Source organism: Actinoplanes sp. NPDC019969 (genome assembly GCF_055562375.1).
Genome location: NZ_JBVHFK010000011.1, coordinates 21,887 through 46,187 on the forward strand (window position 1 = coordinate 21,887; position 24,301 = coordinate 46,187).

Annotated in this window: 27 protein-coding genes and 1 pseudogene; 15 read left to right on the forward strand and 13 right to left on the reverse strand. The window is 71.0% G+C overall.

From position 1 onward, the window contains the following. Positions 1–36: 36 nt before the first annotated feature. The gene (locus ACZ3II_RS29625) at positions 37–924 is read left to right on the forward strand and encodes a hypothetical protein (RefSeq protein WP_465521361.1); all 888 of its coding nucleotides are present in this window, start codon (positions 37–39) and stop codon (positions 922–924) included. Here ACZ3II_RS29625 and ACZ3II_RS29630 read toward each other — a convergent pair. The 4 genes from ACZ3II_RS29630 to ACZ3II_RS29645 all read right to left on the reverse strand — a co-directional run bounded on the left by ACZ3II_RS29630 (position 910) and on the right by ACZ3II_RS29645 (position 3,741). Further along, entirely contained in the window at positions 910–1,182 is a 273-nt protein-coding gene (locus tag ACZ3II_RS29630) for a hypothetical protein (protein ID WP_465521363.1), read from the reverse strand. The two genes, ACZ3II_RS29625 and ACZ3II_RS29630, sit on opposite strands and share 15 nt — an antisense overlap. A gap of 222 nt (positions 1,183–1,404) precedes the next feature. Beyond that, the gene (locus ACZ3II_RS29635; RefSeq protein WP_465521365.1) at positions 1,405–1,947 is read right to left on the reverse strand and encodes a pyridoxamine 5'-phosphate oxidase family protein; all 543 of its coding nucleotides are present in this window, start codon (positions 1,945–1,947) and stop codon (positions 1,405–1,407) included. Between the two features lie 89 nt (positions 1,948–2,036). After that, the gene (locus ACZ3II_RS29640) at positions 2,037–2,303 is read right to left on the reverse strand and encodes an EAL domain-containing protein (RefSeq protein WP_465521367.1); all 267 of its coding nucleotides are present in this window, start codon (positions 2,301–2,303) and stop codon (positions 2,037–2,039) included. Between the two features lie 88 nt (positions 2,304–2,391). After that, the gene (locus ACZ3II_RS29645) at positions 2,392–3,741 is read right to left on the reverse strand and encodes an FAD-binding oxidoreductase (protein WP_465521369.1); all 1,350 of its coding nucleotides are present in this window, start codon (positions 3,739–3,741) and stop codon (positions 2,392–2,394) included. Between the two features lie 130 nt (positions 3,742–3,871). Here ACZ3II_RS29645 and ACZ3II_RS29650 point away from each other — a divergent pair, with 130 nt between their 5' ends. Then, entirely contained in the window at positions 3,872–4,606 is a 735-nt protein-coding gene (locus ACZ3II_RS29650; protein WP_465521371.1) for a DUF1963 domain-containing protein, read from the forward strand. On the opposite strand, the gene ACZ3II_RS29655 is transcribed toward ACZ3II_RS29650, so the two are convergent. Then, positions 4,596–5,594 carry an ATP-binding protein gene (locus ACZ3II_RS29655; RefSeq protein WP_465521373.1) on the reverse strand — a complete coding sequence of 333 codons (999 nt, stop codon included), beginning with the start codon at positions 5,592–5,594 and terminating at the stop codon, positions 4,596–4,598. The two genes, ACZ3II_RS29650 and ACZ3II_RS29655, sit on opposite strands and share 11 nt — an antisense overlap. A gap of 231 nt (positions 5,595–5,825) precedes the next feature. On the opposite strand from ACZ3II_RS29655, the gene ACZ3II_RS29660 reads away from it, so the two are divergent. Beyond that, on the forward strand, positions 5,826–6,167 hold the full coding sequence (locus tag ACZ3II_RS29660; protein ID WP_465521375.1) for an STAS domain-containing protein: 342 nt from the start codon (positions 5,826–5,828) through the stop codon (positions 6,165–6,167). Positions 6,168–6,171: 4 nt separating this feature from the next. On the opposite strand, the gene ACZ3II_RS29665 is transcribed toward ACZ3II_RS29660, so the two are convergent. After that, positions 6,172–7,428, reverse strand: a complete 1,257-nt coding sequence (locus tag ACZ3II_RS29665) for a PP2C family protein-serine/threonine phosphatase (RefSeq protein WP_465521377.1) — start codon at positions 7,426–7,428, stop codon at positions 6,172–6,174. A gap of 99 nt (positions 7,429–7,527) precedes the next feature. Between ACZ3II_RS29665 and ACZ3II_RS29670 the strand changes: the two genes are divergently transcribed. The 8 genes from ACZ3II_RS29670 to ACZ3II_RS29705 all read left to right on the forward strand — a co-directional run bounded on the left by ACZ3II_RS29670 (position 7,528) and on the right by ACZ3II_RS29705 (position 15,830). After that, positions 7,528–8,988, forward strand: coding sequence for a cellulase family glycosylhydrolase (locus ACZ3II_RS29670; protein ID WP_465521379.1), 1,461 nt, complete (start codon positions 7,528–7,530; stop codon positions 8,986–8,988). A 717-nt stretch (positions 8,989–9,705) separates the two neighbouring features. Beyond that, positions 9,706–9,993, forward strand: coding sequence for a hypothetical protein (locus tag ACZ3II_RS29675; RefSeq protein ID WP_465521381.1), 288 nt, complete (start codon positions 9,706–9,708; stop codon positions 9,991–9,993). Next, positions 9,990–11,381: a WXG100 family type VII secretion target gene (locus ACZ3II_RS29680; RefSeq protein ID WP_465521383.1), complete on the forward strand. Its 1,392-nt coding sequence runs from the start codon at positions 9,990–9,992 to the stop codon at positions 11,379–11,381. The genes ACZ3II_RS29675 and ACZ3II_RS29680 overlap by 4 nt, the downstream gene beginning before the upstream one ends. Further along, complete coding sequence (locus ACZ3II_RS29685; protein WP_465521385.1) at positions 11,365–11,922, forward strand: hypothetical protein; 558 nt, start codon at positions 11,365–11,367, stop codon at positions 11,920–11,922. Before ACZ3II_RS29680 ends, ACZ3II_RS29685 begins: the two co-directional genes overlap by 17 nt. Before the next feature lie 96 nt (positions 11,923–12,018). Next, positions 12,019–13,266, forward strand: a complete 1,248-nt coding sequence (locus ACZ3II_RS29690; RefSeq protein ID WP_465521387.1) for an acyl-CoA dehydrogenase family protein — start codon at positions 12,019–12,021, stop codon at positions 13,264–13,266. After that, positions 13,263–14,057, forward strand: coding sequence for an SDR family NAD(P)-dependent oxidoreductase (locus ACZ3II_RS29695; RefSeq protein WP_465521389.1), 795 nt, complete (start codon positions 13,263–13,265; stop codon positions 14,055–14,057). The genes ACZ3II_RS29690 and ACZ3II_RS29695 overlap by 4 nt, the downstream gene beginning before the upstream one ends. After that, positions 14,050–14,787 carry an SDR family oxidoreductase gene (locus ACZ3II_RS29700; RefSeq protein WP_465521391.1) on the forward strand — a complete coding sequence of 246 codons (738 nt, stop codon included), beginning with the start codon at positions 14,050–14,052 and terminating at the stop codon, positions 14,785–14,787. The genes ACZ3II_RS29695 and ACZ3II_RS29700 overlap by 8 nt, the downstream gene beginning before the upstream one ends. Then, entirely contained in the window at positions 14,784–15,830 is a 1,047-nt protein-coding gene (locus ACZ3II_RS29705) for a phosphotransferase family protein (protein ID WP_465521393.1), read from the forward strand. The genes ACZ3II_RS29700 and ACZ3II_RS29705 overlap by 4 nt, the downstream gene beginning before the upstream one ends. Here the strand turns inward: ACZ3II_RS29705 and ACZ3II_RS29710 are convergent. Both ACZ3II_RS29710 and ACZ3II_RS29715 read right to left on the reverse strand, forming a co-directional pair. Then, on the reverse strand, positions 15,808–16,827 hold the full coding sequence (locus tag ACZ3II_RS29710; RefSeq protein ID WP_465521395.1) for an AraC family transcriptional regulator: 1,020 nt from the start codon (positions 16,825–16,827) through the stop codon (positions 15,808–15,810). The genes ACZ3II_RS29705 and ACZ3II_RS29710 overlap by 23 nt on opposite strands. A gap of 62 nt (positions 16,828–16,889) precedes the next feature. Continuing rightward, positions 16,890–18,287 (reverse strand): endo-1,4-beta-xylanase, encoded by a 1,398-nt coding sequence (locus ACZ3II_RS29715; protein ID WP_465521397.1) that lies wholly within the window; start codon positions 18,285–18,287, stop codon positions 16,890–16,892. A 203-nt stretch (positions 18,288–18,490) separates the two neighbouring features. Here ACZ3II_RS29715 and ACZ3II_RS29720 point away from each other — a divergent pair, with 203 nt between their 5' ends. Genes ACZ3II_RS29720 through ACZ3II_RS29730 form a run of 3 tightly spaced genes read left to right on the forward strand, consistent with a single transcriptional unit; the run spans position 18,491 to position 19,690 of the window. Beyond that, on the forward strand, positions 18,491–18,724 hold the full coding sequence (locus ACZ3II_RS29720) for a hypothetical protein (RefSeq protein ID WP_465521399.1): 234 nt from the start codon (positions 18,491–18,493) through the stop codon (positions 18,722–18,724). Between the two features lie 32 nt (positions 18,725–18,756). After that, positions 18,757–19,353 (forward strand): hypothetical protein, encoded by a 597-nt coding sequence (locus ACZ3II_RS29725; RefSeq protein WP_465521401.1) that lies wholly within the window; start codon positions 18,757–18,759, stop codon positions 19,351–19,353. Between the two features lie 37 nt (positions 19,354–19,390). Beyond that, on the forward strand, positions 19,391–19,690 hold the full coding sequence (locus tag ACZ3II_RS29730; protein WP_465521403.1) for a cold shock domain-containing protein: 300 nt from the start codon (positions 19,391–19,393) through the stop codon (positions 19,688–19,690). 275 nt (positions 19,691–19,965) lie between these two features. Here the strand turns inward: ACZ3II_RS29730 and ACZ3II_RS29735 are convergent, their stop codons facing one another. Together ACZ3II_RS29735 and ACZ3II_RS29740 are read right to left on the reverse strand one after the other, a co-directional pair. After that, entirely contained in the window at positions 19,966–20,121 is a 156-nt protein-coding gene (locus ACZ3II_RS29735; RefSeq protein ID WP_465521405.1) for a hypothetical protein, read from the reverse strand. Positions 20,122–20,175: 54 nt separating this feature from the next. Next, positions 20,176–20,610 (reverse strand): MarR family winged helix-turn-helix transcriptional regulator, encoded by a 435-nt coding sequence (locus ACZ3II_RS29740; protein ID WP_465521407.1) that lies wholly within the window; start codon positions 20,608–20,610, stop codon positions 20,176–20,178. 35 nt (positions 20,611–20,645) lie between these two features. Between ACZ3II_RS29740 and ACZ3II_RS29745 the strand changes: the two genes are divergently transcribed. Continuing rightward, positions 20,646–21,278, forward strand: a complete 633-nt coding sequence (locus tag ACZ3II_RS29745) for an MBL fold metallo-hydrolase (protein ID WP_465521409.1) — start codon at positions 20,646–20,648, stop codon at positions 21,276–21,278. Between the two features lie 24 nt (positions 21,279–21,302). Here the strand turns inward: ACZ3II_RS29745 and ACZ3II_RS29750 are convergent. From ACZ3II_RS29750 to ACZ3II_RS29760, 3 genes and pseudogenes are all read right to left on the reverse strand, one after another. Further along, positions 21,303–21,416: pseudogene (locus ACZ3II_RS29750) on the reverse strand (hypothetical protein); the annotation flags it as partial. A 15-nt stretch (positions 21,417–21,431) separates the two neighbouring features. Further along, positions 21,432–21,899, reverse strand: coding sequence for a hypothetical protein (locus ACZ3II_RS29755; RefSeq protein ID WP_465521411.1), 468 nt, complete (start codon positions 21,897–21,899; stop codon positions 21,432–21,434). A gap of 50 nt (positions 21,900–21,949) precedes the next feature. Beyond that, positions 21,950–24,193, reverse strand: coding sequence for a beta-L-arabinofuranosidase domain-containing protein (locus ACZ3II_RS29760; RefSeq protein ID WP_465521413.1), 2,244 nt, complete (start codon positions 24,191–24,193; stop codon positions 21,950–21,952). Between the last annotated feature and the right edge of the window lie 108 nt (positions 24,194–24,301).

Below are 24,301 nucleotides of genomic sequence, written 5' to 3' on the forward strand. Positions count from 1 at the left end.
GCCCCGACGGCTCCCGGCAGGGTCACGCGTCGTAACGTGGGCGACCGGATCTTCGTTGAGCGGGCCGTGAAGCGTCGGCTGATGGCGGTGGTGTCGTGGCTCGCGGTGCTCGCCGTCGGAGCGGTGTTCGAGGAGCGGTCCGACTTCGACCTGGCCGCGGCGGCGGCGCGTCTCGACGCCGTGCAGATCAGCATCACGGGGAACGTGGCGGAATTGCGGGCCACGCAGCTGCTGAACCATCACCGCGTCGAAGGTGGCACGGCGGACTGCATGCGGGCGCACGGTCGCCCGTACCGCATGATGCCCTTCGCCGATTTCTATCGTGATTTCACCGACGCGGATCTCGGATACGGCAGCGGCGGGGCGACGATCATCGACTCGCTGACCGCGGGAACCCGGCGGTTCGCATTGAACGCGTACGCGAGCGTCCGGCTGTATCGGGAAGGCGTCATCGACATGCCGGGCCGGCCGGAGGACGTGGACGTTCTCAACCGATGCCGGGCCCCGTACCAGCACCGGTCCTATCTCGATATCGATCCGCCCGCGGGCGCCTATGGACTCTCCGGCTTCGATGACCTGCTGGCCGTGGTCCACCGTGACCGCGTCGTCGCCAAAGCCTGGCGAGGGTACGACGATTGCATGAAGAACCGCCACGGCTATGTCGTCGGCCCGGACCGCTCCGATTTCCTGTTCGCCAGGCTCAGCAGCGGTAGACCGGGCAGCCCGGAATGGCGTCGCGGACTGGCCGAGACGAAGGCGATCCTCGCCGCCGACGTGGATTGCCGGCGGCCCGCCTACATCGCCGCCATGCGGCTGGTCGACCGGCGGCTCGACGCCTGGACCGTGCGGCACAGCGCGAAACTGCTCACCATCCGCCGCGAATGGCAGGCCCGGGTGGCGGCGGCGCAGTCACTCAGCCGTTGAGTCGTCCTCGATCTCGGCCAGCATGTCCGCCGCGTCGCTGCTGCCCGCGTCGGCGAGGCGCCGCAGCTCGGCGATGTCGCCACGCTCCCCCGCCAGCTGCACGAGTTCGTCCGCGGCGTCGCTGCTGCCGGCATCCGCGAGACGACGCAGCTCGGCCATGTCGCCACGCTCGCCCGCCAGTTCGACCAGCTGGCCGATCGCGTCCCCGTCTCCGTCCGCGGCACGCGCCCGCAGCTCCGACAACTCGGTCTCCGTCATGCCGCCCACTGTCCCACTCGCTCACGGTGAGCGCGACCCACCCGGGTCAACGGGCGCGAATCACCTCGATGAGCTGGTCGAACGTACGCTCCAGCACCGCCCGTCTTTCGATCTTGTGCTCCGGGGCCGGCTCCAGGCCGTCGATGGTCGCATCCCACACGTTCCATCCGGATGATCGCCGCGGCGCACCGATCGCGGTTCCCCGGAAGGATGCCCGGCTCGTCAGAGGCCGGGCAGCCCGTCGATGCTGGTCGCGTTCTTCTGGGCCCGGTAGGCGTCCATGCCGTCAGGACCCTTTCTCTCGGCGAACTGGCGCATCAGGTCCCGCTCGCCGGTCACCACCTCCATCACCGGGACGCCCCAGCCACACGAGTCGCTGACCCGCTCGACGTCGACGGTGATCGCCGCCCGCGTGCTGGAGTGCGCCGGGTGCAGCGCCGTCAGCTCCTCGAACGCCTCCGAGCCAGGCAGGTGCACCTCACCCCGCCCGTGCAGGCGCACGATGCGCGGCCGCTGATCGTAGGAGGCGAACATGACGCAGATGCGGCCGTTCTCCCGCAGGTGCGCGATCGTCTCCACCCCGCTGCCGGTGAAATCGACCCAGCCCACCCGGCGCGGCCCGAGCACCGAGAAGAAGTCACCACCCCGCGGCGAGACGTTGACCCGCCCGTCCACCGCCAGCGGCGCGGTGGCGAGAAACCACATCGGCTGCGCCTCGATCCAGTCCCGCAAGGCGTCGTCGATGCCGTCGAACAGCTTTCCCATGCACGCATCGTAGGAGGTGGGCCTTGCCGTCCGGTGGACGACCGGGCCGGCCGAGGTGACCGGCCTCGGCCCGGCAACGGAAGTGCTGCTCACACCCTGGCTGCACGCGGTTGCGGCAACCACAGTTCCATCTCGATCATGTTCTGCGGTTCCTGCAGATCCACCGGGAGGTGCTCGAGGTAGGCAAGGGCGGCATACCCGGTGCCGAAGTCGTCGAGCGCGAGCTGGCAGCCGATCTCACGGATCCCGAGGGCGAACGCCAGAGCCTCGTTGCGGTTCTCGATCAGCGCGGTCTCCGTGATCTCGAAGGTCAGGCATGTGGGATCCACCTCACGGAGAGCGAGCGCGAAGATCAAACAACTGCACGATCCAGTGTGACTACTTCAAGTGATATTCCTCCTGCTTTTCCGATCGGAAATGTCGAGGATCAAGGGGGCGTTGCTCCTACGGCAGGAGGGCGGGGATCGCCGAGAACACGTTGTCCGGGTCGTAGTGGCGTTTGGTGGCCAGCAGCCGGTCCAGGTTCGGGCCGTAGGAGGCGCGGGCGCGGTCGTCCTCGGCGGGGCCGAGCAGGTTCGGGTAGCCGCCCGGCAGCGCGCCCTCGTCGAGAGCCGACACCACCGAATCGGCCCAGCCGGCGTAGCGGTCCGGGCTCTCACCGGGCGGCCACACCGCGATGACCTCCGCCACCTGATGCGGCGTACGCAGCGCGAACGCCGTCGCCGCCGGGTCGACCCGGGTGGCCGCGCCGTGGAAACGGTTGATGATCAGCGCCGAGTACGGTGACGGCAACGCCTCCGCGCCGGCGATCAGGGCCTGCGCGGCGGACGCCCCCATCGTGGGGAACCAGCGGCTGCGCAGCAGGTAATGGTTACGGTCGGAGACGTTGGCGTCGAACATGCCGAGAGCCGCCGGGTACGGCATCGGGCCGACCTGATCGACCACCGGGTGACCCAGCGACCGGAGCCGCGCCACCAGCCGCTCCCCCACCGGCAGGTCGCTGCCGCAGTAGAACGGGCACAGGAAGGGTGTCGCCCGCCCGTCCGGCCCCGGCAGGAACCCGGTCATCACGGTCAGCTCGCCGGGGGCGTCGGCCACCACCTCGGCGTACCCGGCCAGCACCGCCGCCGCCTCCGCCGGCGGGAACATGAGCATGCCGGCGAGGATGACCGGAAGTTCGTACAACCGGAAACGCAACCGGGTGACCACCCCGAAGTTGCCGCCTCCGCCGCGCAACGCCCACCAGAGATCGGTGTCCGCCCCGGGCCCCGCCGTCACGGTGCCGCCGTCGGCGAGGACCACCTCGGCGTCGAGCAGATTGTCCAGGGACAGGCCGGCCCGGCCGATCAGCGCGCCGTACCCGCCGGCGGTGGTGAGCCCGGCCAGCCCGACCGAGCTGACCACACCGGTCGCGGCGGCCAGCCCGTGCGGGGTCGTGGCGGCCAGCAGGTCGGCGGTGAGCGCGCCGCCCTGGACGGTCGCCTCCCGCGCGGCCGGGTCGACGGTGACCCCGCGCATCCGGGTCAGGTCGACGACCAGGCCGCCGTCGCGGATGGCCCGCCCGGCCCAGTCGTGCCCGCCGGCGCGTACCGACAAGGGCAGGCCGGCGTCCCGCGCCGCGCCCACCGCACGCGCCACCTCGGTCGCGTCGGCGCAGGCCGCGATCATCGCGGGCCGCCGGTCCACATCGGCGTTCCAGACCCGGCGGGCGGCGGGATAGTCGCCGTCCTCCGGCAGCAGGAGACGCTTGCCGAGGTACGGGCGCAGCAGCTGAACAGCGGTCTCGGCGCGCATGGCGGCCTCCTGCCGACGCGGGGCGATGACCCGGTGACCGTAACCCGGACGGCGGGTGCCGCGCCGTCACCGATGCGACTGATCCGGCGGTGACGATCCTTGTCGGACCCTTCCGGCACAATGCGCGGCCATGGATGTACGACAGGAGTTTCGCAGCGCGGCCCGGGAACAGGGTGTGCCGGTCGGCGAGATCGAGCGCTGGGTTCGGCTGGCCCGGCCACAGACGGAGCTGGTTCCGAAGGGTGACGGCCTGCCGGTGGCGGGCCGGTTCGGTGGGCTCGCGGCGTTGCCGGAGGGCGAGCCGTGGCCGCCCGGGCTGTGTCTCGTGCTGACGCTCGACCTCGCCGCGATCCCCTCGCACGGGCACGACCTGGACCTGCCGGCCGGAGGGTCGCTGCTGTTCTTCGTCGAGCCGGACTTCACGCCGACCGCCTGCCGGGTCGTTCATGTGCCGGCCGGCGTCCCGGTCACCGAGCACCGGGACCCCGGCGTGCCGGTCTTCGATCCGCTTCCGCTGCATGCCCGGGCCGGCTGGAGCCTGCCGGAGAGGGAGCACGAGGCGCCGTTCGACCTCCGATTGGACGACGAGGTCGAGGAGGCGATCGGCGAGGTGATGTGGTACCTCGCCGACAACGACTACGAGTTCTCGCTCGGTGGGTACGGCGCCGCCAGCACCGGCGGGGCGGACAACCCCATCCTCGACGCGAACGACCACGTCGTGCTGGCGACCGTCTGGCTGGACGAGGGGCGGGTGGGTGACGCGTTCGGGGAGACGCTGCTCGTCGTCAACTTCATGATCAGGCACGCGGATCTGGCCGAGCGCGCCTTCGACCGGATCTGGCTGATGACCGATTTCAACGGCTGACGACCCCCGGGTGCATGACCGCGTACGGGAAGTGCATCCGGACCGTGGTGCGGCCGGGGACCGAGTCGACGAGCACGATGTCGGCGAGTTGCCGGGCCAGCCACAGGCCGCGGCCGCCGGGCTGCGCGCCGGTGGCGTCCGGACGGCGGAACCCGGCGGCGGCCGGGACCGGCGTACCGGCCGCGTCGTCGCACTGGACGATCAGGGTGCCGCCGTGACGCCAGGCACGGACCCGGACCGGGGTCGCGGCGTGCCGCAGCCCGTTGCTGGCCACCTCGACGGCGGCGACGACCAGGTCGTCGGCGGGCTCCTCGGCGAAGTCGTGCGCCGTGGCCCAGCCGGTCAGCGTGGCCCGCAGCTCGCGGAGCCGGCCACTGTCGGCGAGTGTCAGGTCGTGGTCCACCGCCGGGGGCGGCGGTGGCAGGGGTTCGTGGCGCCGGTGGCCGAGGTACCGCTCCGCCGGCTGGTACCCCGGGCTGGGCTGCGGGCCGGCCGGTGTGCAGGTGTACGAGTGGGTGGCCCGCGCCGCGTCGATGACGGCGCGCGGATGGGCGCGGGCATCCCAGACGCAGGTCACCGCGGACCCGTACGGGGCGTACGTCTCGTTGCAGACGGCCTCGTACTCCAGATAGCCGAAGGCCCGGGTGTTCCGCAATTCGTCGTCGATGCCGTCGGTGAGCGCCGGTTCGGCGACGACATGGACCCGGCGCCCGGCCTTCGCCTGGTCGGCCAGATAGCGGCGGAAACCCTCGTAGGCGAACCCGAGCCGCTGGTAGAACGCCGTGGTGTCGGCCCACCGCAGCGCCGCGGGCAGGTCACCGTCGCCGAGGAGGGCCCGGGTGCGGTCGCTGACCACCAGGAGCACCTCGTCACAGGTGGCCGCCGCGTGCCGCAGTTCGGCGGCGAGCGTGCCGGTGATGTCGCGATCCGTGTCGACGATCAGCGCGCTGTGCCGGAACCCGTCATGCGCCTGCCGGTCCGTGATCATGGGATGACCATGACAGGTGACAGGGCCGGGAGGCCAGGCGTACGGATCTTCGATGTGCCGTGGTCTCGCCGCTGGGATTGGGAGATCACCGCCGGCCGAACAGACATGATGATGCGGATACCCCGCAGAGAACCGCCTATACCGGCTCGGGGTTCCGGGACGCTGTGATCGGTTAAAGAAGGAGCGGGGCCGCGGCGGGCGGCCGTCACATCGGGTGTGGCGGAGGTAGGGGTGGAGTTACGGTTGTCGGCGCGCGCGGGCCGGAACTGGACCGTGCTGGAGGTCGGCGGTCAGGTGGACATGGAGACCGCCCCGGAGCTGGACGATGTCCTGCAACGGGTGGTCGATGACGGCGCCGTTCACGTGGTGCTGGACTTCACCGGCGTCTCGTTCCTGGATTCCAGCGGCCTCGGCGTGCTGGTCGTGTGGCTCAAGGAGCTGCGGGGCAGGGGCGGGCGGTTGGCCGTCGCCGCGGTGCAGGATCTCGTCGGATACGTGTTACGGGTGTCGGCGGTCGACCAGGAGCTCGACGTGTACGACACGGTGCAGGCAGCTGAGGCCGGCATGGGGTGACGCCTCAGCGGCAGTCGGCGGAGCTGGCGGCGGACACGTCGGCGCCCGCGTTGCTGCGGCGGGCCCGGCCGTGGTGGCCGTGCCAGTCGATGATCAGCAGGGTGGCGTCGTCCTCGAGGGTGGGCCCGGCCACGCCGAGGACCCCGTCGGCCAGGGCCCGCGCCGCTTCGCGGGGATGCAGGTCCTGCAGCGCCCGGAGGCGGGCCTTGATGTCGAGGGCGGCGGCCCGGCGTTCGTGCATGCCGTCGGTGACGATGACGAGGCGGTCACCGGGATGCAGCGTGACCACGCCGCCGTCGGCCGCGCGGTCGGGGAACATGCCGAGGCCGAGGTTGCGGGGCAACGCCAGCTCGCGCGGGCTGCCGTCCCGGACCAGGATCGGCGGCACGTGCCCGGCGTTGACCATCTCGCAGGCCCCGGTGCTCAGATCGAGGCGGCCCAGGACGGCGGTCAGAAAGGCCCCGCGCGCCGGGGCGTGCTCGATGATCGCGGCGCCGGCCCGGTCGGCCTGCTCGGTGAGGCTGTGCCCGGCCCGGCGGGAGTTGCGCAGGCTCCCCACGCCGAGGGTGGCGATCAGGGCGCTGGTGACGCCGTGGCCCATCGCGTCGGTGACGCTGAAGTGCAGGGTGTCGCGGGCCAGGCTGTAGTCGAAGGTGTCACCGCCGATGCTCGCCGACGGTTCCAGCCAGCCGGACAGGGTGAACGAGCCGCCCTCGCAGGTGAACGCGGACGGCAGCAGCCGGCGCTGGATCTCGGCGGACAGGCTGAACGGGGTGGTGCGCTGCCCCCACTCGAACAGGTCGGTGTGGCGGCGGTTGGCGATCACCACGAACGCCAGCGCGTGGGCCGTCCGTACGATCTCGGCGAGCGCCTGTGAGGTCGGCTCCGCCGCCATCGTGATCTCCAGCAGGCCGATCACCTCGCCGCGTTCGGTGACCGGCGCCAGGATCGTCCATGCGGTGTCGCCGCTCACCACCTGCACGGCCTGGGTGCGGAGCGCCTCCTCCTGCGGGCCGCCGTCGAAGGGGAGCACGGTCGCGACCTCGTCGCCGTCCCGGCGGCCGTTCGCCGCGGGCTCGAACGGGACGTGTGCGAGCCGGACCAGCGCCCGGCCGCTGAGGTCGGCGATCAGGAACGAGATGCTGCTCGCGTGCAGGGCCGCGCCGAGCTCCCGGGTGACGGCCTCGACCGCGTTCACCGGTGTGGCGTCCTCCGCGGCCGCCAGCATCCCGGACAGCGCGACTTCGACCGACGGATCCATATGGGCAGCATGGCATAGGGCAGGCATTGCGGCGTACGCACACCGCTCCTACCGTCATCGATAGATGAGCGTCGTCATCCCTGCGGAAGGCCCTCCCCCATGCGCCGTTCCCGCGTCAGTGCCATCGTGCTCGCCGTCTCGCTGACACTGGTCACGATCCTGCCGGTCTTCCCCGCACACGCCGCCTCCCTGGTCCCGACCAAGGCGAGCCGGATGTCCGCGGTCCGGACCGCGAAGACCATCAACTACTACCCGTCGAACGCCGGCTGGTCAGCGATGTGGACCAGCTTCGACCCGGTACGCATCGACGCCGACCTGCTCCGCGCCGCCGGCCTGGGCGCGACGAACGTCCGGGTCATCGTCTTCCCGCAGACCTTCGGATATCCGGTGCCGACTGCGGCGTACGCCCAGAAGCTCAGTCAGTTCGCCGGCATCGCCGAGGCGCGCGGGCTGACCGTCAAGCTGACCCTCTTCGACTGGTGGTCCGGATACACCGATGTGGCCAACAGCATCACGTGGGCCCAGACCCTGCTGGCGCCGTACGCCGACGATCCCCGGGTGATCGCCGTCGAGGTCAAGAACGAGTTCCAGCCCGGTGACGCGGCCGCGGTCACCTGGGTCCGGCAGGTGATCCCGGCGATCCGCGGCACCGCCCCGGCCATGCCGCTCACCCTGTCCGTCGACGGGGCGAGCGGCGCCACCGGCATGGCGAGCATCAGGTCGCAGCTGGCCACGACGCCGCTGGACTACTACGACTACCACTTCTACGGCGCGTCGGAACGGTCCCTGGCCGAGATCCGGCGCGCCCAGAACGCGGTGGCCCCCGACCCGGTGGTGATCGGCGAGACCGGGGTCAGCACCCACACCGGCACCGAAGGCGAACAGGGCGCGTACCTCGCCCGGGTCTTCCGGGCCGCGAGCGAGGCGAACGTCGGCTCGGTGGCGCCGTGGATCCTCAACGACTTCTCCCCCGGCGCGATCCCGCCGAACTCGGCGGTCTCCACGATGCCGGCCCAGTACCGGTACGGGCTGTACCGGACCGACACCACCGCGAAGATCAGCGCCTCCGTCGTCGGGGCCGCCTGGACCACCGGGGCCACCTCGAACGCCATCCTGAACCTGGGGTTCGAGGCCGCCGCGATCGACTCGCCGTGGCGCAACTTCCAGCCCACGGCCGGGACGGCCACGATCACCACCGATTCCCCGCGTACGGGGTCGAAGTCCGCGCGGTTCAGCGGCACCACCCGGAACGGCGGCAACCTGCCGTCGCTGTTCACCTCGCCGGTCACGCCGGTGCAGCCGGGTCAGCCGTGGCACGCCGAGGCGTACGCCCGGGGTGTGGCCGCGACCGGGACCACGGAGATCGCGCTGAGCTGGTTCGACATCAACGGCACGTGGATCGGCCAGAACCTCTCGAACCGGCTGCCCACCGGTGACACCGGCTGGACCCGGCTCGCGGTGGACGCGACCGCCCCGGCCACCGCGGCGGGCGTCCAGCTGCACCTCAAGTCCGGCGACAACACCGGAACCGTCTACTACGACGACGTCCAGATCTCCTGAACCCACACACGGCGGATCCGGTCCCGCGCGTTCTCGTGAGGCCAATGCACGATCAACGATCCTGACCCGTCGAGCACCGGAACCGGCCGCCGTCCGCGATCCTGTGCAACGCCTGCGGCTGGCCGCGATCTTGCGCGCCGCCCCGACCAGCCACGACCCTGCGCAACGCCCCCGACCAGCCAGATCTTGTGCGGCGCGAACCGCTCCGCCCGCCAGCCGACCGGCTGGTTGGCTAGCTGGCCGACTGGCTGACTAGCTGGCTAGCGATCTTGTGAATTTAGCACCGGATCGCGGCGCACAAGATCAGAATCGGCTCCAACTTTGTGCGCCCTGATCCGGAAAGCCGATGTTCCGAATCCACGATCGCGAGCCTTGCCGATCTTGAGCCGAGAAGCCCGGCGCGCACCGCCCAAGATCACGGGCGGTGGCCATCTCTCCGGTGATCCCTGCTCAAGATCTCCACTCGTGCAGCTCTTCATGGAAACTCGCGAGTACCCCCGTCGAGCGATAAGCGGATGAGGGCGCGAGCAGCAGAGCAGAAGACTCGTTCCCCGATCGAGGCACACGAGTACCAGCACGATGCCGATCTTGTGCGCCTCCCCCGGAGACCTCGCGCACATCCCCGACCTGCGGTGACGCCGAGACAGCCGGTACAACGACCTTTGCGGATCTCTAGTACGGTGCCGAAGGGCCGTGTGAAGGGTGGTGGGCGCGGACGTGAGCGGGTTCGAGCTGCAGATCGGTCAGTTGCGCACCGCTGCCAAGGCGGCGGCCTCCGCCGCGGACCAGGCGCGGACGGTGCACCCGGGCTCCGGTGTGGAGAACATCGCGGCGGCGCTGCCGGGCGGGGTCGCGGCCACGAGCGCGCCCACGCTGGCCTCGGCGTTCAACGAACGTGCCGAGAAGTGGGCCGCCGAGATCGACCGCTGGAGCGACGCGGTCCTGGCGGCGGCGAAGGACTACGCCGCGAGTGACGAGTCCGCGCGGAAGGCGTTCGGCGGATGACCGCCGGCTACGACGACGTGCGCCGGTGGGACGCCGGGCCGCTGGATTCGCTGGCCACCGACCTGCGGGCCCGGCAGGACAGGCTGATCGGGCTGCAGGACGAGCTCGACGACGCCGGGCGGCTGCCGGAGTGGCACGGCCCGGCCGGTGAGAGCGCCCGCACGTCACTGGCCGGCACCCGGAACAAGGCGGAGGTCCTGGTCGCCGAGCTGTCCGCGGTCGAGCGGGCGCTGCACACCGCCGCCGACGACGTGCTGGCGCTGAAACAGCGGGTCGCCGGCAACGACTCCCTCGCGAGCACCTACCAGTTCCACATCACCGGCGGTGGGGCGATCGTGGACGACAAGCCCGCCGATCCGCCGCCGGCGTCACGGTTCGAGGCCGAGGAGCGCATCGAGGCGGCCCGGCACCGGCAGGGCATCCGGCTGCAGTTGGAGCAGGAGACCGCGGCGATCCTCACGACCGCCGCCCGCGTCGACACCACGTTGTCGCGGGTGCTGCAACTCGCTCAGGCGGGACAGATCAGCGATCACGACGCGACCACGCTGGCCGGCGCCCGCAAGGGTGGGGAGATCGACGCCCAGGTGGTCGAGATGGAGCAGTCGCTACGGGACGCGGGGCTGCTGACCGGGCCTCCCCCGTCCGGCCTGTACCGGCAGTGGCTGGAGAACGCCGTACGCCGCGGTGTGCCGCCCGACACGATCCTCAAGATCGCCGCCGACCATCAGATCACGCCGGAGGACTTCACGGTTCTCGACGGGATGGAGGAGATCCGCGAGGACCAGGACGGCGACGGGATCTTCAAGTCGTACTTCCTGCTGCCCGACGACGTCAGCGGGGACGACGCGGCGGCGGCGGTGCGGATGACCTACATCCTGAACGCGGGCACCGACTACGGCCCGGGAGGGGATTTCACCCCGACGCCGTACGGGGCCGGCGAACTGCAGCGGATCATCGACCGGCAGAAGGACAACTCCTGGAGTTACGACGAGGACGTCGGGTTCGTCCACGGCAACGGCGGCCGGCTGGTGACCACGCCCAACGGCATGATGATGGGCCTGGGCGGCAACGGCATCCAGGACGTGTTCAGCCAGAAGGGCGGGACCGCCTGGGGCGACACGTTCATGGTCAACATCGACGACCCGGACGACGCGGCACAGCAGCTGCGGGCGATGGTGACGTCGGGCCATGCCTGGTACTCCGGCGACAACGGCCCGTACGAGGGAAGCCTCGACATGGACCGCCTGCTGCACCATGAGGAGCGCCACTCCCAGCAGTGGGCGCGCGAGGGCCACGCCGGCTACATCTCCTCCTATCTGTGGGAGCAGGCGACCGGCGGCAACGAGACCGAGGAAGACGCGGGACTGTCCGATGGCGGATATCACTAGGCGGCTGCGCGCCGCGTGCGCTGCCCTGCTCGTGGCGGTGACGGCCACGGCATGCGACACCGAGGCGCCGTTCGCGCCGTCACTGCCGGTGGCGGCGGGGTTCCGGGTGGACGGCGGCGTGCTGAGACTGTGGACGGGAACCCCGTGCGAGGGCGTCCACCGGGTGCGATTGATCTTCGACGTGGGCTCGGCGGACAGTGCCGAGCAGGTGTGGACCGCGCCGCAGCCGGGCGTCCAGGTGGAGCGCATGGACCTGCTGGCCACGGCCGGCGGTTCCGTTCCGGTCACCGGCGGGCCGCTGCAGATCGAGAAGGCACTGCCTGCGGCGTACGACTGGGCAAAGGCCTCCTGGCTGAACTTCGCCGTCGACGGCCCGACCGCGAACGGGGCACGGGTCGACGTGGCCCAGGTGCTGCGCGAGTCGGCCGAGCACCCGTCGGAGAGCTACCTGTTCGGCTCGCAGGGCTGGATGGACGCCGCAACCGTGCAGCGCGAGAACCAGAAGTCCTTCCGCACCGTCTGCACCCCCGACCCGAACTGAGTCCTGGTGAAGGCGGAGCAGCGCGGTGTCGTACCAAGTCAAATGGTTGTCGTGCAGGATCAAGTCTGACGAAGGCTCGGCCTCTACCGTGAGCGCATGGATTTCAGCCTTTCTGCGCGGGCGGCCGAGCTGACCGAGGCGGTCCGGGCGTTCGTCCGCGACGAGATCGAGCCGGTGGAGCAGCGCCTGCGGCGGTCCGGCGGCGACGGCGGTGACCGCTGGCAGGTGCCGGAGCAGGTGCGCGAGTTGCAGCGCAGCGCCCGCGCCCAGGGCCTGTGGAACCTGTTCCTGCCGGCCGGGCACGAGGGGCCGTACGCGCGGCGCTACGGGACCCGCGGTGACGCCGGGCTGTCGAACGTCGACTACGCGCCGGTCGCCGAGGCGATGGGCTGGTCGTTCCTGGCGCCGTACGTGTTCAACTGCAACGCCCCGGACACCGGCAACGCCGAGGTGCTGCTGAAGTACGGCTCCGCGGAGCAGCGGGAACGCTGGCTGGACCCGCTGCTGGACGGCAGGATCCGCAGCGGCTTCGCCATGACCGAACCTGGCGTGGCCTCCTCCGACGCGACGAACATGCGGCTCACCGCGATCGTCGACGGTGACGAGGTGGTGCTGAACGGCCGCAAGTGGTGGACCACCGGTGTCGGGCACCCGGACTGTTCGGTGCTGATCGTGATGGGGCTGACCGACCCGGACGCGCACCGGTACGCCCGGCACTCGATGGTGCTGGTCCCGATCGGCACGCCCGGGGTCGCGGTGGAGCGGATGCTGGACACCATGGGCTTCTTCGACGAGCCGTTCGGTCACGGCGAGGTGTCGTTCACCGACGTCCGGGTGCCGGTGGCGAACGTGATCGCCGGACCGGGACGCGCCTTCGAGATCGCGCAGGGCCGGCTCGGGCCGGGCCGGGTGCATCACGCGATGCGGCTGGTCGGGCTGGCGGAACGGGCTCTGCACCTGGCCTGCGAGCGCGGCCTGTCCCGTACCGCGTTCGGCAAGCCCCTGGCGAACCTCGGCGGGAACCGTGAGCGGATCGCCGACGCCCGGATCGCGATCAACTCGCTGCGTCTGCTGATCATGCACGCGGCGTGGAAGCTCGACACGCAAGGGCCGGCGGCCGCGCTGTCCGAGGTGAGCCAGATCAAGGTGGCCGCGCCGAACGTGGCCCAGCAGGTCATCGACTTCGCCATGCAGATCCACGGCGGCGCCGGGCTGTCCAGCGACTTCCCCCTCGCCGCCGCGTGGACCGCGGCCCGCGCGATCCGGCTGGCCGACGGCCCGGACGAGGTGCACCGCGGCGTCGTGGCCCGGGCCGAACTCGCCGGTCACGGAGCGACGCGATGAGCCGGGTGCTGATCACCGGCGGCGCGTCCGGGCTGGGCGCCGCCCTCGCCGCCCGCTTCGCGGAGCGCGGCGACCAGGTGCTGGTCACCGATGTGACGGAGCCGGCGGCCCTGCCGGTCGGCGCCGTCTTCCAGCGGTTGGACATCACGTCCGAGACCGACTGGGATCAGGCCCGGGACCGGGTACGGGCGGAGTTCGGCGGCCTGGACATCCTGGTCAACAACGCCGGCATCGCCGCGGGTGGCCGGATCGACCGGCTCGGCGCCGAGCACTGGCAGCGGGTGCTGACCGTGAACGTGCTCGGGGCGGTGACCGGCTGCCGCACCTTCGCGCCGCTGTTCAAGGAGCAGGGCGCCGGTCACCTGGTGAACGTGGCGTCGGCCGCCGGGCTGGTGCACGCCCCGGCGATGAGCTCGTACAACGCGAGCAAGGCGGCGGTCGTGGCGCTGTCCGAGACGCTGCGGCACGAACTGGGCCCGTGGGGCGTACACGTCTCGGTGGTCTGCCCGACGTTCTTCCGCACCAATCTGGCGGCCTCGATGTCCGGCGACGACCCGATGATGGAGCGGGCCGCGGTCAAGCTGATCAACGGGGCGTCGCTGGGCGCCGCCGAGATCGCGGCCCGGGTGGTACGGGACGTGGAGGCCAGGAAGTTTCTGATCATGCCGGACCGGGCCGCCCGCGTCGCGTTCTGGACCAAACGGCTCGCCCGGGTCCTGTACGACAGGCGGATGCTCGCCGTCGGCGCCCGGATCCGCCGCGGCGAGCAGGCGGAGGTGCCCCGTGCCTGAGGGAGTCGTGCTGATCACCGGCGCCAGCTCGGGGCTCGGCGAGGAGATGGCCCGCCAGTTCGCGGCGCTCGGCTACGACCTCGCGCTCTGCGCCCGCCGCACCGACCGGCTCGAAGCATTGAAGGCGGAACTGCGCGGGGTACGGGTCAGCGTCCGCAAACTGGACGTCAGCGACGACGCGGCGGTGTTCCGGGTGTTCGGTGAGTTCGCCGCCGAGTTCGGCCGCATCGACCGGGTCGTCGTCAACGCCGGCCTCGGCAAGGGCGCGCCGCTGGGCACCGGCCGGTTCGACGCCAACCGGGACACCGCCATGGTCAACTTCGTGGGCGCGCTCGCCCAGGCCGAGGCGGCGCTGGAGATCTTCCGTACCCAGAAGCGGGGTCATCTGGTCCTGATCTCGTCGATGTCGGCGCTGCGCGGCATGCGGAAGGCGATGACCACGTACGCCGCCACCAAGGCCGGGGTGGCCGCCATCGCGGAAGGCGTGCGGTCGGAGCGGATCCCCGGCGTGGACGTCTCGGTCATCTACCCCGGCTACATCCGGTCGGAGATGAACGCGCACGTCGCGCAGAAGACCCGGTTCATGGTGGACACACCCGCCGGGGTACGGGCCATGGTCGCCGCGATCGAGAAACGCAAGGTCAAGGCGTACGTCCCGGCCTGGCCCTGGGTGCCGATCGGTGTCGCGCTGCGCGTGCTGCCGCTGTCGGTCGTGCGGAGGATGGTGTGAGCGTTCCCGGCGCCCGGCCGGTCCGGACCGAGGACGCGTTCGACATCGCCGCGGTCAGCGCCTGGCTGGGCTCCGAGGTGGCGCCCGAGGTGCGGCAGTTCGCCGGCGGCGCCTCGAACCTGACCTACCTGCTGCGTTACCCCGACCGGGATCTGATCCTGCGCCGCCCGCCCGCCGGGAGGAAGGCGGCGGGCGCCCACGACATGGGCCGCGAGTACCGGATCCAGGCCGCGCTCGCGCCGGTCTTCCGGTACGTGCCGCGGATGGTCGCGTACTGCGACGACGCCGCCGTGATCGGCTCGCCGTTCTACGTCATGCAGCGGGTCGCCGGGCACATCCCGCGCAAGGAACTCGGCGTGGACCTGCCGCCCGAGCGGGTCCGGCAGCTGTGCACCCGGGTCCTGGACCTGCTCGTCGACCTGCACACCGTCGACCCGGCCGCGGCCGGGCTCGCCGACCTGGGCAAGGGCGAGGGGTACGTGGCCCGGCAGGTCGACGGCTGGAGCACCCGGTACCGGGCGGCGCGGACCCGCAACGTCGGATCGTTCGCGTCGGTGATGGCGTGGCTGCGCGACAACCAGCCCGCCGACCGGGGCAGCTGCCTGATCCACAACGACTTCCGGTTCGACAACGTGGTCTTCGACGCGGACCAGCCGGAGCGCCCGGTGGCGTTGCTGGACTGGGAGATGGCCACCGTCGGCGACCCGCTGATGGACCTCGGCGGCGCCCTGGCGTACTGGGTGCAGGCCGACGACGGCCTGCTGTTCCGGGCCTTCCGCCGGCAGCCCACGCACACCCCCGGCATGCTGACCCGCCGGGAGGTCGTCGACTACTACTGCACCCGCCGGGGCATCGGGCTCAGTGACCGGGAGTGGGCGTTCTACGAGGTGTTCGGCCTGTTCCGGCTGGCCGGGATCGTCCAGCAGATCTACTACCGGTACTACCACCGGCAGACCCGCAACCCGGCGTTCCGGCACTTCTGGCTGGCCAGCCTGACGCTGGAGGCCCGCTGCCGCCGCATCATCCGCCGGGCGGGGCGCTAGCGGCACGGCGTACCGCGGACGGGCTCATCCCCCACCAGCGATGCGCGCAGCGGCTCAGCACCGCCTGCTCGGCGAACCCCAGCAGCCGGCTGACCTGGGCGAGCGGCATGTCGGTGGTGGTCAGGTAGGCGCGGGCCCGGGACTGGCGCAGGCCGTCGAGGATCTCCGAGTACGACTGGCCCTCCCTGGCGAGCCCGCGCTGCAACGTGCGCGGGTGCACGGTCAGGACGCGGGCGACGTCGGCCAGCTCGATCGAGCCGGTGCCCAAGGCCTGGGCCAGGACGGTACGCACCCGCGCGGTCACCGGGCTGCCCGGCTCCGGCGCCTGCCGGGACAGGAACGCCAGCGCCAGGCTCCGCAGGGTCGCGTCCACTCCTTCGAGAGGGCGGGCGAGCAGGCTGGCCGGCACCCGCAGCAGCGCCTCCGGACGGCTGAACCGGACCGCCGCCCCGAACGCCTGCTCGTACCGCCGGCGGGCGGCCACCGGCCGGTGCGGCAGATCCACCGACCGCAGCCCGTAGTTGCCGCCGACCAGGAACGTCACCGCCCGGTGCACGAACAGCACGGTCATGTCGGTGGCTTGCGGCAGCGGGCGTACGCCGTCGCCGAACCCGTACCGCACGCCTTTGACGCCCGGCACGCCCTCCGGGTCGTCGATCAGCGCGACGTGCAGCCCGCGCGCGTGCACGAACATGTATCGCGACGTGCATTCGAGCGCGTCACCGACCGACGGCGAATGCTGGATGGCGACGGCGAGCGGGCCCAGCATGCTCAGGTCCTGCGCCTCCGCGACGCGCAGCCCGAGGTCGGGACACCGCAGATCGGCGGCCGCCACCTCGAGAACGGCAGCGATCGCGGTGTCCTCGATCAGCAGATCGTCGGTGTCGAGGGCGGCCACCGGCAGGCCGGCCTGGCGCGCGTACCGCACCGGGTCCCCGCCCAGCTCCCGCACCGTCTCGCCGAACCTCTGCAGACCAGCCGACCGGACGAGCGACACCCGCCAAGATTATCCCGGGGGTGTCCTCGTCCGGGTGCCGTCCCTCTCCGGACGGGCGCGGGTCAGGGGCTGGTGCACGAGACTGCGGCCGGCGCCGTGCTGCCGCCGTTGGCCAGGAAGCCGAAACTGGTCGAGGCGTTCGCGCCGAGGGAGCCGTTGTACGCGGCGTTGCGGACGCTGACCGTGCCGCTGGTGCCGGTGTTGACGCCGTTCCAGACGTTGGCGATGGTCTGCCCGCCGGCCAGCGTCAGCCGCACCGTCCAGCCGTCGAGGGTGGCCGCACCGTTGTTGGCCACGGTGACCTCGCCCTGGAAACCGCCGCTCCAGCTGTTGGCCAGGTGGTACGTCGCGGTGCAGGCGCCCGGCGGCCCGCTGCTCGGCGGCGTGTCGCCGGGAGTGCTCGGGGACGGGGAACTCGTCCCGGGCACCGTGGTCGAGGCGGCGTTGAGGGCATTGAGGACCGACGTGTACGCGGCCTTGGGGTTGCTGTTGCGGTCGAACAGCAGCGGGTTCTCGTTGCCCCGCCAGGAGTCGCTGTCGCGGATGCCCCACGTCGTGATGCCGACGCAGCGGGGGACGTTCATGCAGGCCTGGGTCAGTCCCGCGTACTGCGTGGCGGAGGCGTTGGTGACGTCGGCCTCGGTCAGGGCCACGTCCACGCCCAGGGCGGCGAAGCTGGACAGGGTGGTCTGGAAGTTGCCCGGCAGCGAACTGCCGCCGGTGAAGTGGGTCTGCAGACCGACGCAGTCGACCGGGACGCCACGGGCCTTGAAGTCCCGGATCATGTTGTAGACGCCCTGCGTCTTGGCGTACGTCCAGTTCTCGATGTTGTAGTCGTTGTAACAGAGCTGCGCCGACGGATCCGCGGCCCGGGCGGTCCGGAACGCCACCTCGATCCAGTCGTTGCCGGTGGACTGCAGGTTGGAGCTCCGGCGGCTGCCGTTCTCGGCGAAGGCCTCGTTGACCACGTCCCAGGCGTAGAGCTTGCCCCGGTAGTGGGCCATGACACCGTTGATGTGGTCGATCATCGCGGTGCGCAGGGCGCTGCCGCTGAGGCTTCCCCAGAATCGCGGTTGCTGGGCGTGCCAGGCCAGGGTGTGGCCACGTACCCGCATGCCGCGCTGGGTGGCCCAGTTGTAGATGGCGTCACCGGCCCGGAAGTCGAACTGGCCGCGATTCGGCTCGGTCGCGTCGGGCTTCATCTCGTTGACGGCCGTCATCATGTCGAACTCGCGGTTCGCGATGGTGAGGAAGCCCTGGTCGTTGAGGCGGTCCGCGCCCATGGCGGCGCCGAAGTACCGCCCGCTGCGCTCGGCCGCGGCCTTCAGGGTGGTTCCAGGCGGGCCGGCGAGGTCGGCCCGGGCGACGGTGGCCACAGCCACCGAGGACACGGCGATCAGCACGGCACAGGCGACGCCGAGCAGAGATCTGGTACGGCCACCGGTACGGCGTTCGTTCATCTCTGTGCTTCCTCTCGCGGTTCAGCGGTGGTGACGGTGACGGCGTCACGCCGGGCCGGGCGGCGGGAGCGCCGCCCTGGAAGCGCTCCCAGGCCACCACAGATTGCCAGAATGTTTCCAGCCCATCAAGCGAGAGATGTCAATGTTTTTCGATTTCCGGCGAGCCCTTCGCATAACAATTTCCGGGCGGCGATTTTTGAAGGATGACGCGCTTTATCATCGGCGGCATGCCGGTCACCTGCGACGAGGGCGAGAACTTCATGGCGGCCGGGCGAACTCTCGGACGCGGATCCTTCGCCTGGGGCCACCGTGGCGTCTCCGGCGGATTCTTGCCGGAGGACACCGAGCCCTTCCCCGGCCGCTTCCAGGCGTACCGGTTGCAGTTGTGGAGGATCTCGGACGAGCCGTCCTGGCCGGACGACGACGAGGATGCGTGACGGCGAAGCCGGTTCCGCTAAGGTGAGCGATCATGTGGAAACGGGCTGCCGCTGCGATGTCGTGTGCCGTTCTTCTCACCGGCTGTGATGGACAGAGCGCCGCGCCCGCACCGTCCACAACGACTCCCCCGGCGCCGGCTTCGATCCAGGCGGCCTGGTGGGGGTGGGCCGCCGCCGAGCCCGAGGCCACGAACCCGGTCGCTGACAGGACCGGTGTGCACTGTGCCCGGAACCAGCCCGCCGGCATGTGGCTTCTGGCCGGCACGTTCGGTGGCCGGGTGCAGCGCCGGTGCACGGTGGCGCCCGGCGTGCCTCTCGTCGTGCCCGCCGTCAACCTGACCGGCGACGAGTGGGACTGCCGGGATTTCATGGCCGACGCCGCCGGCACGATCGAGTTCGACGGCACGCCGGTGCCGCTGGAACGCATCGAGCACGAGGCCATCACGTTCACCGCCGGGGCGGGAAACCCGGTGACCGGCGACGCCGGTGTGAACGAGCGCGTGGGCTGCGGGCTGTGGGCGACGATCCCGGCGCCGGCCGGCGGCGAACACACCGTCCATGTCCATGGCTCGTCGGGCACGTTGAAGGTGACCGCCGAGTACATCCTGACGGTGCCGGCGTTGATGTAGTCCCGGTTCGGGACGATCGTGCTGTTAGCTTTTGCGCATGGCGGTGCGGGGTGTGGTCCGGCTATGGCACGAGGACGAGGGCTGGGGCGTGATCGACTCGCCGGAGACGCCCGGGGGCTGCTGGGCGATCTTCGGCAGCGCGGCCATGACCGGCTACGTGTCGTTCAGCAGCGGGGACGTGGTGGCCCTGGAGTGGGAGGAACCGGGCCAGGACGGCTGGCCGTACCGGGCCGTCCGGTTCTGGCCCTACGGCGACGAGCCGGTAGAACGAACGTTCGGTCCCGGGGGTGCCTACCGCAGCACGCTGACCCTCACCTTCGACGACATCGACGACTAGACGCCGGTGCAGAAGTGGCGCGGGCCGGCTGCCAGTGACGCCTTGATGTTCGCGGTTTACTCGTCGACGACGACTTCGAGGAGGTTGTGCTCGAGGCCGTCGAGGGCCTGCCGCACCACGGCGGCCGGGTCCACCTTGGGGCCGTGGTGAACAGCGCTCATGCCGGTGCCGGCGGGGCCCGGATGCAGGGCGATGACCCGTGTGTTCCGGGCGGCGAGTTCGAGGCGCGCCCCGTTGGTCGGGTTCCCGGCGGCGGCCTTCGTAGTTGAACCAGCTCATCGCGACAGCACGTTCAGCATCGCGCCGCCGGCCAGCCCGGGCGCGAAGGCGCGGACCATCGCGAGGGGGCCTTCGAGCAGTTGGACGGCGAAGTGGCGGCCGAGGCCGCGGTGGGCGCCGGTGACGAGTGCTGTCGCTTCGTTGATCTGCATGCCGTGGACGCTAGAACCTGACGTTGACGTCAGAGGCAAGGGCCGCGCCCGAGGTCACTGCCCCGCGGCGTCCGACAGGCGGTCCAGCAGGGCCGGCAGGATGCTGAGCATGTCCCGCTCGGCGGGGCTGAGCTGGGTGGCGATGGTGCCGGCCATGAGGCGGCGGCGGGCCCGGCGGTCGACGTCGAGCGCGGCGGCGCCCGCATCGGTCAGGGTGATCAGGACGGCGCGGCCGTCGTCCGGGCTCGGCCACCGGCCGACGAAACCGAGTTCTTCCAGCTCACCGACGGTGCGGCTCATGCTCTGGTGCTTGACGCCGCGCCCGGCAGCGAGCTGCGCGATCGTCTGTGAGCCGCCGCGCAGCAGGGCGCCCAGCACCTCCGATCGCGACGGGGGCAGCGTGTCGGCGCGTGCCCGGGTGACCCGCACATAGCGGCCGATCGACTGCCGCAGCCGTTCGGCGAGTTCTTCGTCGGTGATGGAGACCATGGAGAAACAATACAGCTTGGCTGTACGGTTGGAGCATGCGCTTGACGAAGTACGCCCACGCCTGTGTCACCGTGACCGGCGGCGACGGGGTTCTGCTGATCGATCCGGGCACGTTCACGCCGAACGCCGCCGAGCTGATCGCCGGGGCGACCGCCGTCCTGGTGACCCATGAGCATGTCGACCACCTCGACGACGCGGCGCTCGCCGCCGCCCTCGAACAGCGACCGGAGCTGCAGGTTTACGGCCCGGCGGCGGTGCGGGAGAGGCTGGGCGAGCGGGTGGTGGCCGTGCGGTCCGGTGACCACCTCGAGGCGGCCGGCCTGCGGGTCGAGGTGCACGGTGAGCAGCACGCCCGCATCCATGACGACATCCCGCTGGTCGACAACGTGGGCTATCTGATCGAGGGCAGGGTCTTCCACCCGGGCGACTCGTATCACGTGCCCGGCGCCCGGGTGGAGACGCTGCTGCTGCCGACCAGCGGCCCGTGGACGAGGTTCGGCGAGGCGGCCGACTTCGTCCGCGCGGTGCGGCCGGACCGGATGATCCAGGTGCACGAGCTGATGCTCAGCGAGTTGGGGCAGAATTCGGCCCGGATGATCCTCGGCGAGAAGGGCCTGACCGGCCTGCCCCTGGAGATCCTGCCCGCCGGGGAGTCCACCACCGTCTAGAGATACGCAGCCAGGCTGTGCAACTCACGAGATGCGGAAGGTCACGTCGTGCCGGCCGGACAGGCTGGAGGAGACGCTGAGCGGGTCGATGCGCAGCAGGTGGCCGGCGTTCCGGAGATACCGGTCCGGGAGGTTGTGCGACCGGAACGACGATCAGGAGGCGTCCGCCAGGCCCGGCACCTGGTGGAACGTGGCGTCGGCGCCTCCATCGCGGTGCCCTGCCGCAGTCCGCCGGTGTAGGTGGTGTAGCTGTTCGGCGCGCCGGTGCTGGACCGGGTACTGGTTGTTCTGGCTGAAGTCCGCGCCCTTCAGGTCGGTGGCCAGGACGACGAAGGTGCCGTCCTGTTCACGCAGGACGAACGGGTCGCGCAGCCCGAGAGTGCCGGCGGTCGGGGTGACCACCGGCGCGTTCTGGTTCGGCGGCGACCAGTTCAGGCCGTCGCGGCCGACGGCCAGGTGCAGGCCGTAGTTGGCGCCGGACCGGTTCGGGGTCTCGGTGAAATACGCGAAGACGTACGCGGCGTCGGCGGCCGCCCGCGCCATGGTGGGGATCTGGGCGGCCGCCGTGGCGGTGGCGGCGAGGACGGGCAGGAGCGTGAACGTTCGCCGGGTCAGGGGCATGAGGAAGCCTCTTCCGCCGAAGATCGCGCGCGAGGTCCGTACGAAAAAGGTCAGTTGATCGCCGTCAGGCGCCAGAGGTTGTCCGCCGTGCCGTTGTCGCTGTCCTGGACCACCTGGGTGCCGCGGGCGGTGCCGCCGTTGAGGACGCCGAGCAGCTTGCCGCTGTTCACGTTGCGGATCTTGTAGGTGCCGTTGCTCTGCGCGAGGAGGGTCCAGCGGTGGTCGGCGGTGCCGTTGTCGGCCCACTGCAGGACGACGGCGTTGTCGGCGGTGGACATGTTCTGCACGCCGAGGACCTTGCCGCTGTTGACGTTGCGGAAACGGACCGCGTCGCCGTCCGGGATCCGCTCCCAGCGGTGGTCGGCGGTGCCGGTGTCGTCCCAGGTCAGGGCGAGACCGCCGTCGGCCAGCGACATGTCCTTGATGCCGAGGACGAGCCCGGTGGCAGCGTTGACGAGCTTGAACACCTGGGCGGTACGCCAGTAGGTGACGGTGTTGACGTTCTGCGCGTTGTAGAACGGCACCAGGTTGACGGTCGCGCCGTTGGCCGTCGCGGATGTCGGCGTCACCGAGGAGACGGCCAGGGCCGGAGCCGCGGTGACGGCGGTGGTGCCGTAGTTGCCGCACAGAACGGTCGGTCCGTAGGTGATCGCGCCGAGCGTGGGGTCGTCGTTGGCCGCCACGATCCGGATGCTCATCGGCGCCTTGACCGTGATGACGTCGCCTGCCGCCCAGGTCCGGGTGACGGTGGCGTAGCCGCCCGCCGCCGGCGACGACACCACCGCGCCGTTGACGCTGATCGTCGCGCCCGTCGTCCACGACGGGATCCGCACCCGGATGCTCCACGAGCCGCTCATCGTGCCGGACAGCGTGAGCGTGCTGGTGTCACCGGCCGGGAAGCTGGTGGCCTGGGTGACCGTGATGCCACGGGACGCCCAGGTCAGCACCGACGGCGCGAACAGGTTCACGGTCAGCGTCGTGCCGCTGTAGAAGTAGATCGACTCCATCAGCCGGGTGTTGACCTCGACACCGGTGCCCTGGCAGCACCAGAAGGTGGTGTAGTCGGTGCTCCACGTGCCGCCGCCCCACGCCGGCCCGACACCGCGGCGGGCGCCCGGCTTGAGCGGGGTGAAATAGCTGATGTGACCGTGGCTGTCGGCCGGGTTCTGCGCGCCGAGCACGTGGTTGAACAGCGCCTTCTCGTAGAAGTCGAAGTAGGCGGCCCGGTCCGGTTCGGTCACCCACAGCTCGTTGGTCAGCCGCAGCATGTTGACCGTGTTGCAGTGCTCGCAGGTGTCGTTGGTGAGGTACCCGGCGATCGCGTTCGGCGGACGGAAGTGTTCGGCCTGGCTGTTGCCGCCGATCGCGTACGTGTGCGCGCCGACCGTGATGTTCCAGGCGTTCCGGGCGATGTCGCGGTAGCGGGTGGCGCCGGTGGCCTTGTACTCGCGGGCCGCGCCGATCCACTTCGGCACCTGCGTGTTGGCGTGCAGCCCGTTCAGGCTGTCGGTGCCGGCGGCGAGCGGGTCGAAGACGACGGCGTGGTCGAAGCGGCGGGCCACGGTCAGCCAGCGGGAGTCGTTGGTCTGCTGGTAGAGGTCGGTGAGGACGGCGTTCATGCCACCGAACTCGGTCTGCAGCATGGCCTGCATCTGGGCGGTGGTCAGAGCGGCGGTACGGGTGTCGACCCACGCCGCCAGCTTGAGCAGCACGTCCCGCGCCTGCGCGCTGCCGATGTACCGCCACACGTCGAGGAGCCCGGCCAGGGTCTTGTGGATGCAGTAGTACGGGACGTTGCCGTTGCTCAGGGTGCGGTTGTGCACGGCGGTGATGTCGGCCTCCGGGAACCCGGAGAGGTACCCGTTGGCCGCCTGGCATTTCGCCAGCTCCGCGACCATGTAGGTGGCCTTGTCCCGGCAGGTGGTGTCGCCGAGCACCGCCCACGCCTGCGCCCACGCGGTCAGGAAGTGGCCCTGCACGTGCGAGCGGAACGGGAACGTCGGCGCGTCCCAGCCGCCGTTGACCGCGGCGCCGGCGGTGGACTTGCCGTGGTTGGCGCGGAACACGTACAGCAGCCGGTCGACGTCGACGAACCGCAGGTAGTTGAGCGTGCGGTTCTGGTTGTCCAGGAGACGGCCGGCGGTGAGCCGCACCTGACCGAGGGGGAACGGGTAGGCCGAGACACCGGTCTCGGCGGCGGCCGCCGGGCTGCCGCCGCCGAGGAGGGCGGGGGTGGCGGCGGTGGCGAGGGCGGCGCCGAGAAGGGTCCGGCGGGTGACGGGAAGCGGGGGCATAGGGCACTCCTGAGAGAGGCTGGGGGAAGGTTACGCCCGTGTTACGCCCAGATGTTATCGATCACATTCGACGTGTCAAGACCTCGCTTGCGGCGTACGGATCCCGCC

Excerpts from the sequence above, each read along its gene's own strand:
- ACZ3II_RS29630 (WP_465521363.1), bottom strand. The coding sequence starts at position 1,182 with ATGACGGAGACCGAGTTGTCGGAGCTGCGGGCGCGTGCCGCGGACGGA.
- ACZ3II_RS29635 (WP_465521365.1), bottom strand. The coding sequence starts at position 1,947 with ATGGGAAAGCTGTTCGACGGCATCGACGACGCCTTGCGGGACTGGATC.
- ACZ3II_RS29645 (WP_465521369.1), bottom strand. The coding sequence starts at position 3,741 with ATGCGCGCCGAGACCGCTGTTCAGCTGCTGCGCCCGTACCTCGGCAAG.
- ACZ3II_RS29650 (WP_465521371.1), top strand. The coding sequence starts at position 3,872 with ATGGATGTACGACAGGAGTTTCGCAGCGCGGCCCGGGAACAGGGTGTG.
- ACZ3II_RS29655 (WP_465521373.1), bottom strand. The coding sequence starts at position 5,594 with ATGATCACGGACCGGCAGGCGCATGACGGGTTCCGGCACAGCGCGCTG.
- ACZ3II_RS29665 (WP_465521377.1), bottom strand. The coding sequence starts at position 7,428 with ATGGATCCGTCGGTCGAAGTCGCGCTGTCCGGGATGCTGGCGGCCGCG.
- ACZ3II_RS29670 (WP_465521379.1), top strand. The coding sequence starts at position 7,528 with ATGCGCCGTTCCCGCGTCAGTGCCATCGTGCTCGCCGTCTCGCTGACA.
- ACZ3II_RS29680 (WP_465521383.1), top strand. The coding sequence starts at position 9,990 with ATGACCGCCGGCTACGACGACGTGCGCCGGTGGGACGCCGGGCCGCTG.
- ACZ3II_RS29685 (WP_465521385.1), top strand. The coding sequence starts at position 11,365 with ATGGCGGATATCACTAGGCGGCTGCGCGCCGCGTGCGCTGCCCTGCTC.
- ACZ3II_RS29690 (WP_465521387.1), top strand. The coding sequence starts at position 12,019 with ATGGATTTCAGCCTTTCTGCGCGGGCGGCCGAGCTGACCGAGGCGGTC.
- ACZ3II_RS29695 (WP_465521389.1), top strand. The coding sequence starts at position 13,263 with ATGAGCCGGGTGCTGATCACCGGCGGCGCGTCCGGGCTGGGCGCCGCC.
- ACZ3II_RS29715 (WP_465521397.1), bottom strand. The coding sequence starts at position 18,287 with ATGAACGAACGCCGTACCGGTGGCCGTACCAGATCTCTGCTCGGCGTC.
- ACZ3II_RS29720 (WP_465521399.1), top strand. The coding sequence starts at position 18,491 with ATGACGCGCTTTATCATCGGCGGCATGCCGGTCACCTGCGACGAGGGC.
- ACZ3II_RS29725 (WP_465521401.1), top strand. The coding sequence starts at position 18,757 with ATGTGGAAACGGGCTGCCGCTGCGATGTCGTGTGCCGTTCTTCTCACC.
- ACZ3II_RS29730 (WP_465521403.1), top strand. The coding sequence starts at position 19,391 with ATGGCGGTGCGGGGTGTGGTCCGGCTATGGCACGAGGACGAGGGCTGG.
- ACZ3II_RS29735 (WP_465521405.1), bottom strand. The coding sequence starts at position 20,121 with ATGCAGATCAACGAAGCGACAGCACTCGTCACCGGCGCCCACCGCGGC.
- ACZ3II_RS29740 (WP_465521407.1), bottom strand. The coding sequence starts at position 20,610 with ATGGTCTCCATCACCGACGAAGAACTCGCCGAACGGCTGCGGCAGTCG.
- ACZ3II_RS29745 (WP_465521409.1), top strand. The coding sequence starts at position 20,646 with ATGCGCTTGACGAAGTACGCCCACGCCTGTGTCACCGTGACCGGCGGC.
- ACZ3II_RS29755 (WP_465521411.1), bottom strand. The coding sequence starts at position 21,899 with ATGCCCCTGACCCGGCGAACGTTCACGCTCCTGCCCGTCCTCGCCGCC.
- ACZ3II_RS29760 (WP_465521413.1), bottom strand. The coding sequence starts at position 24,193 with ATGCCCCCGCTTCCCGTCACCCGCCGGACCCTTCTCGGCGCCGCCCTC.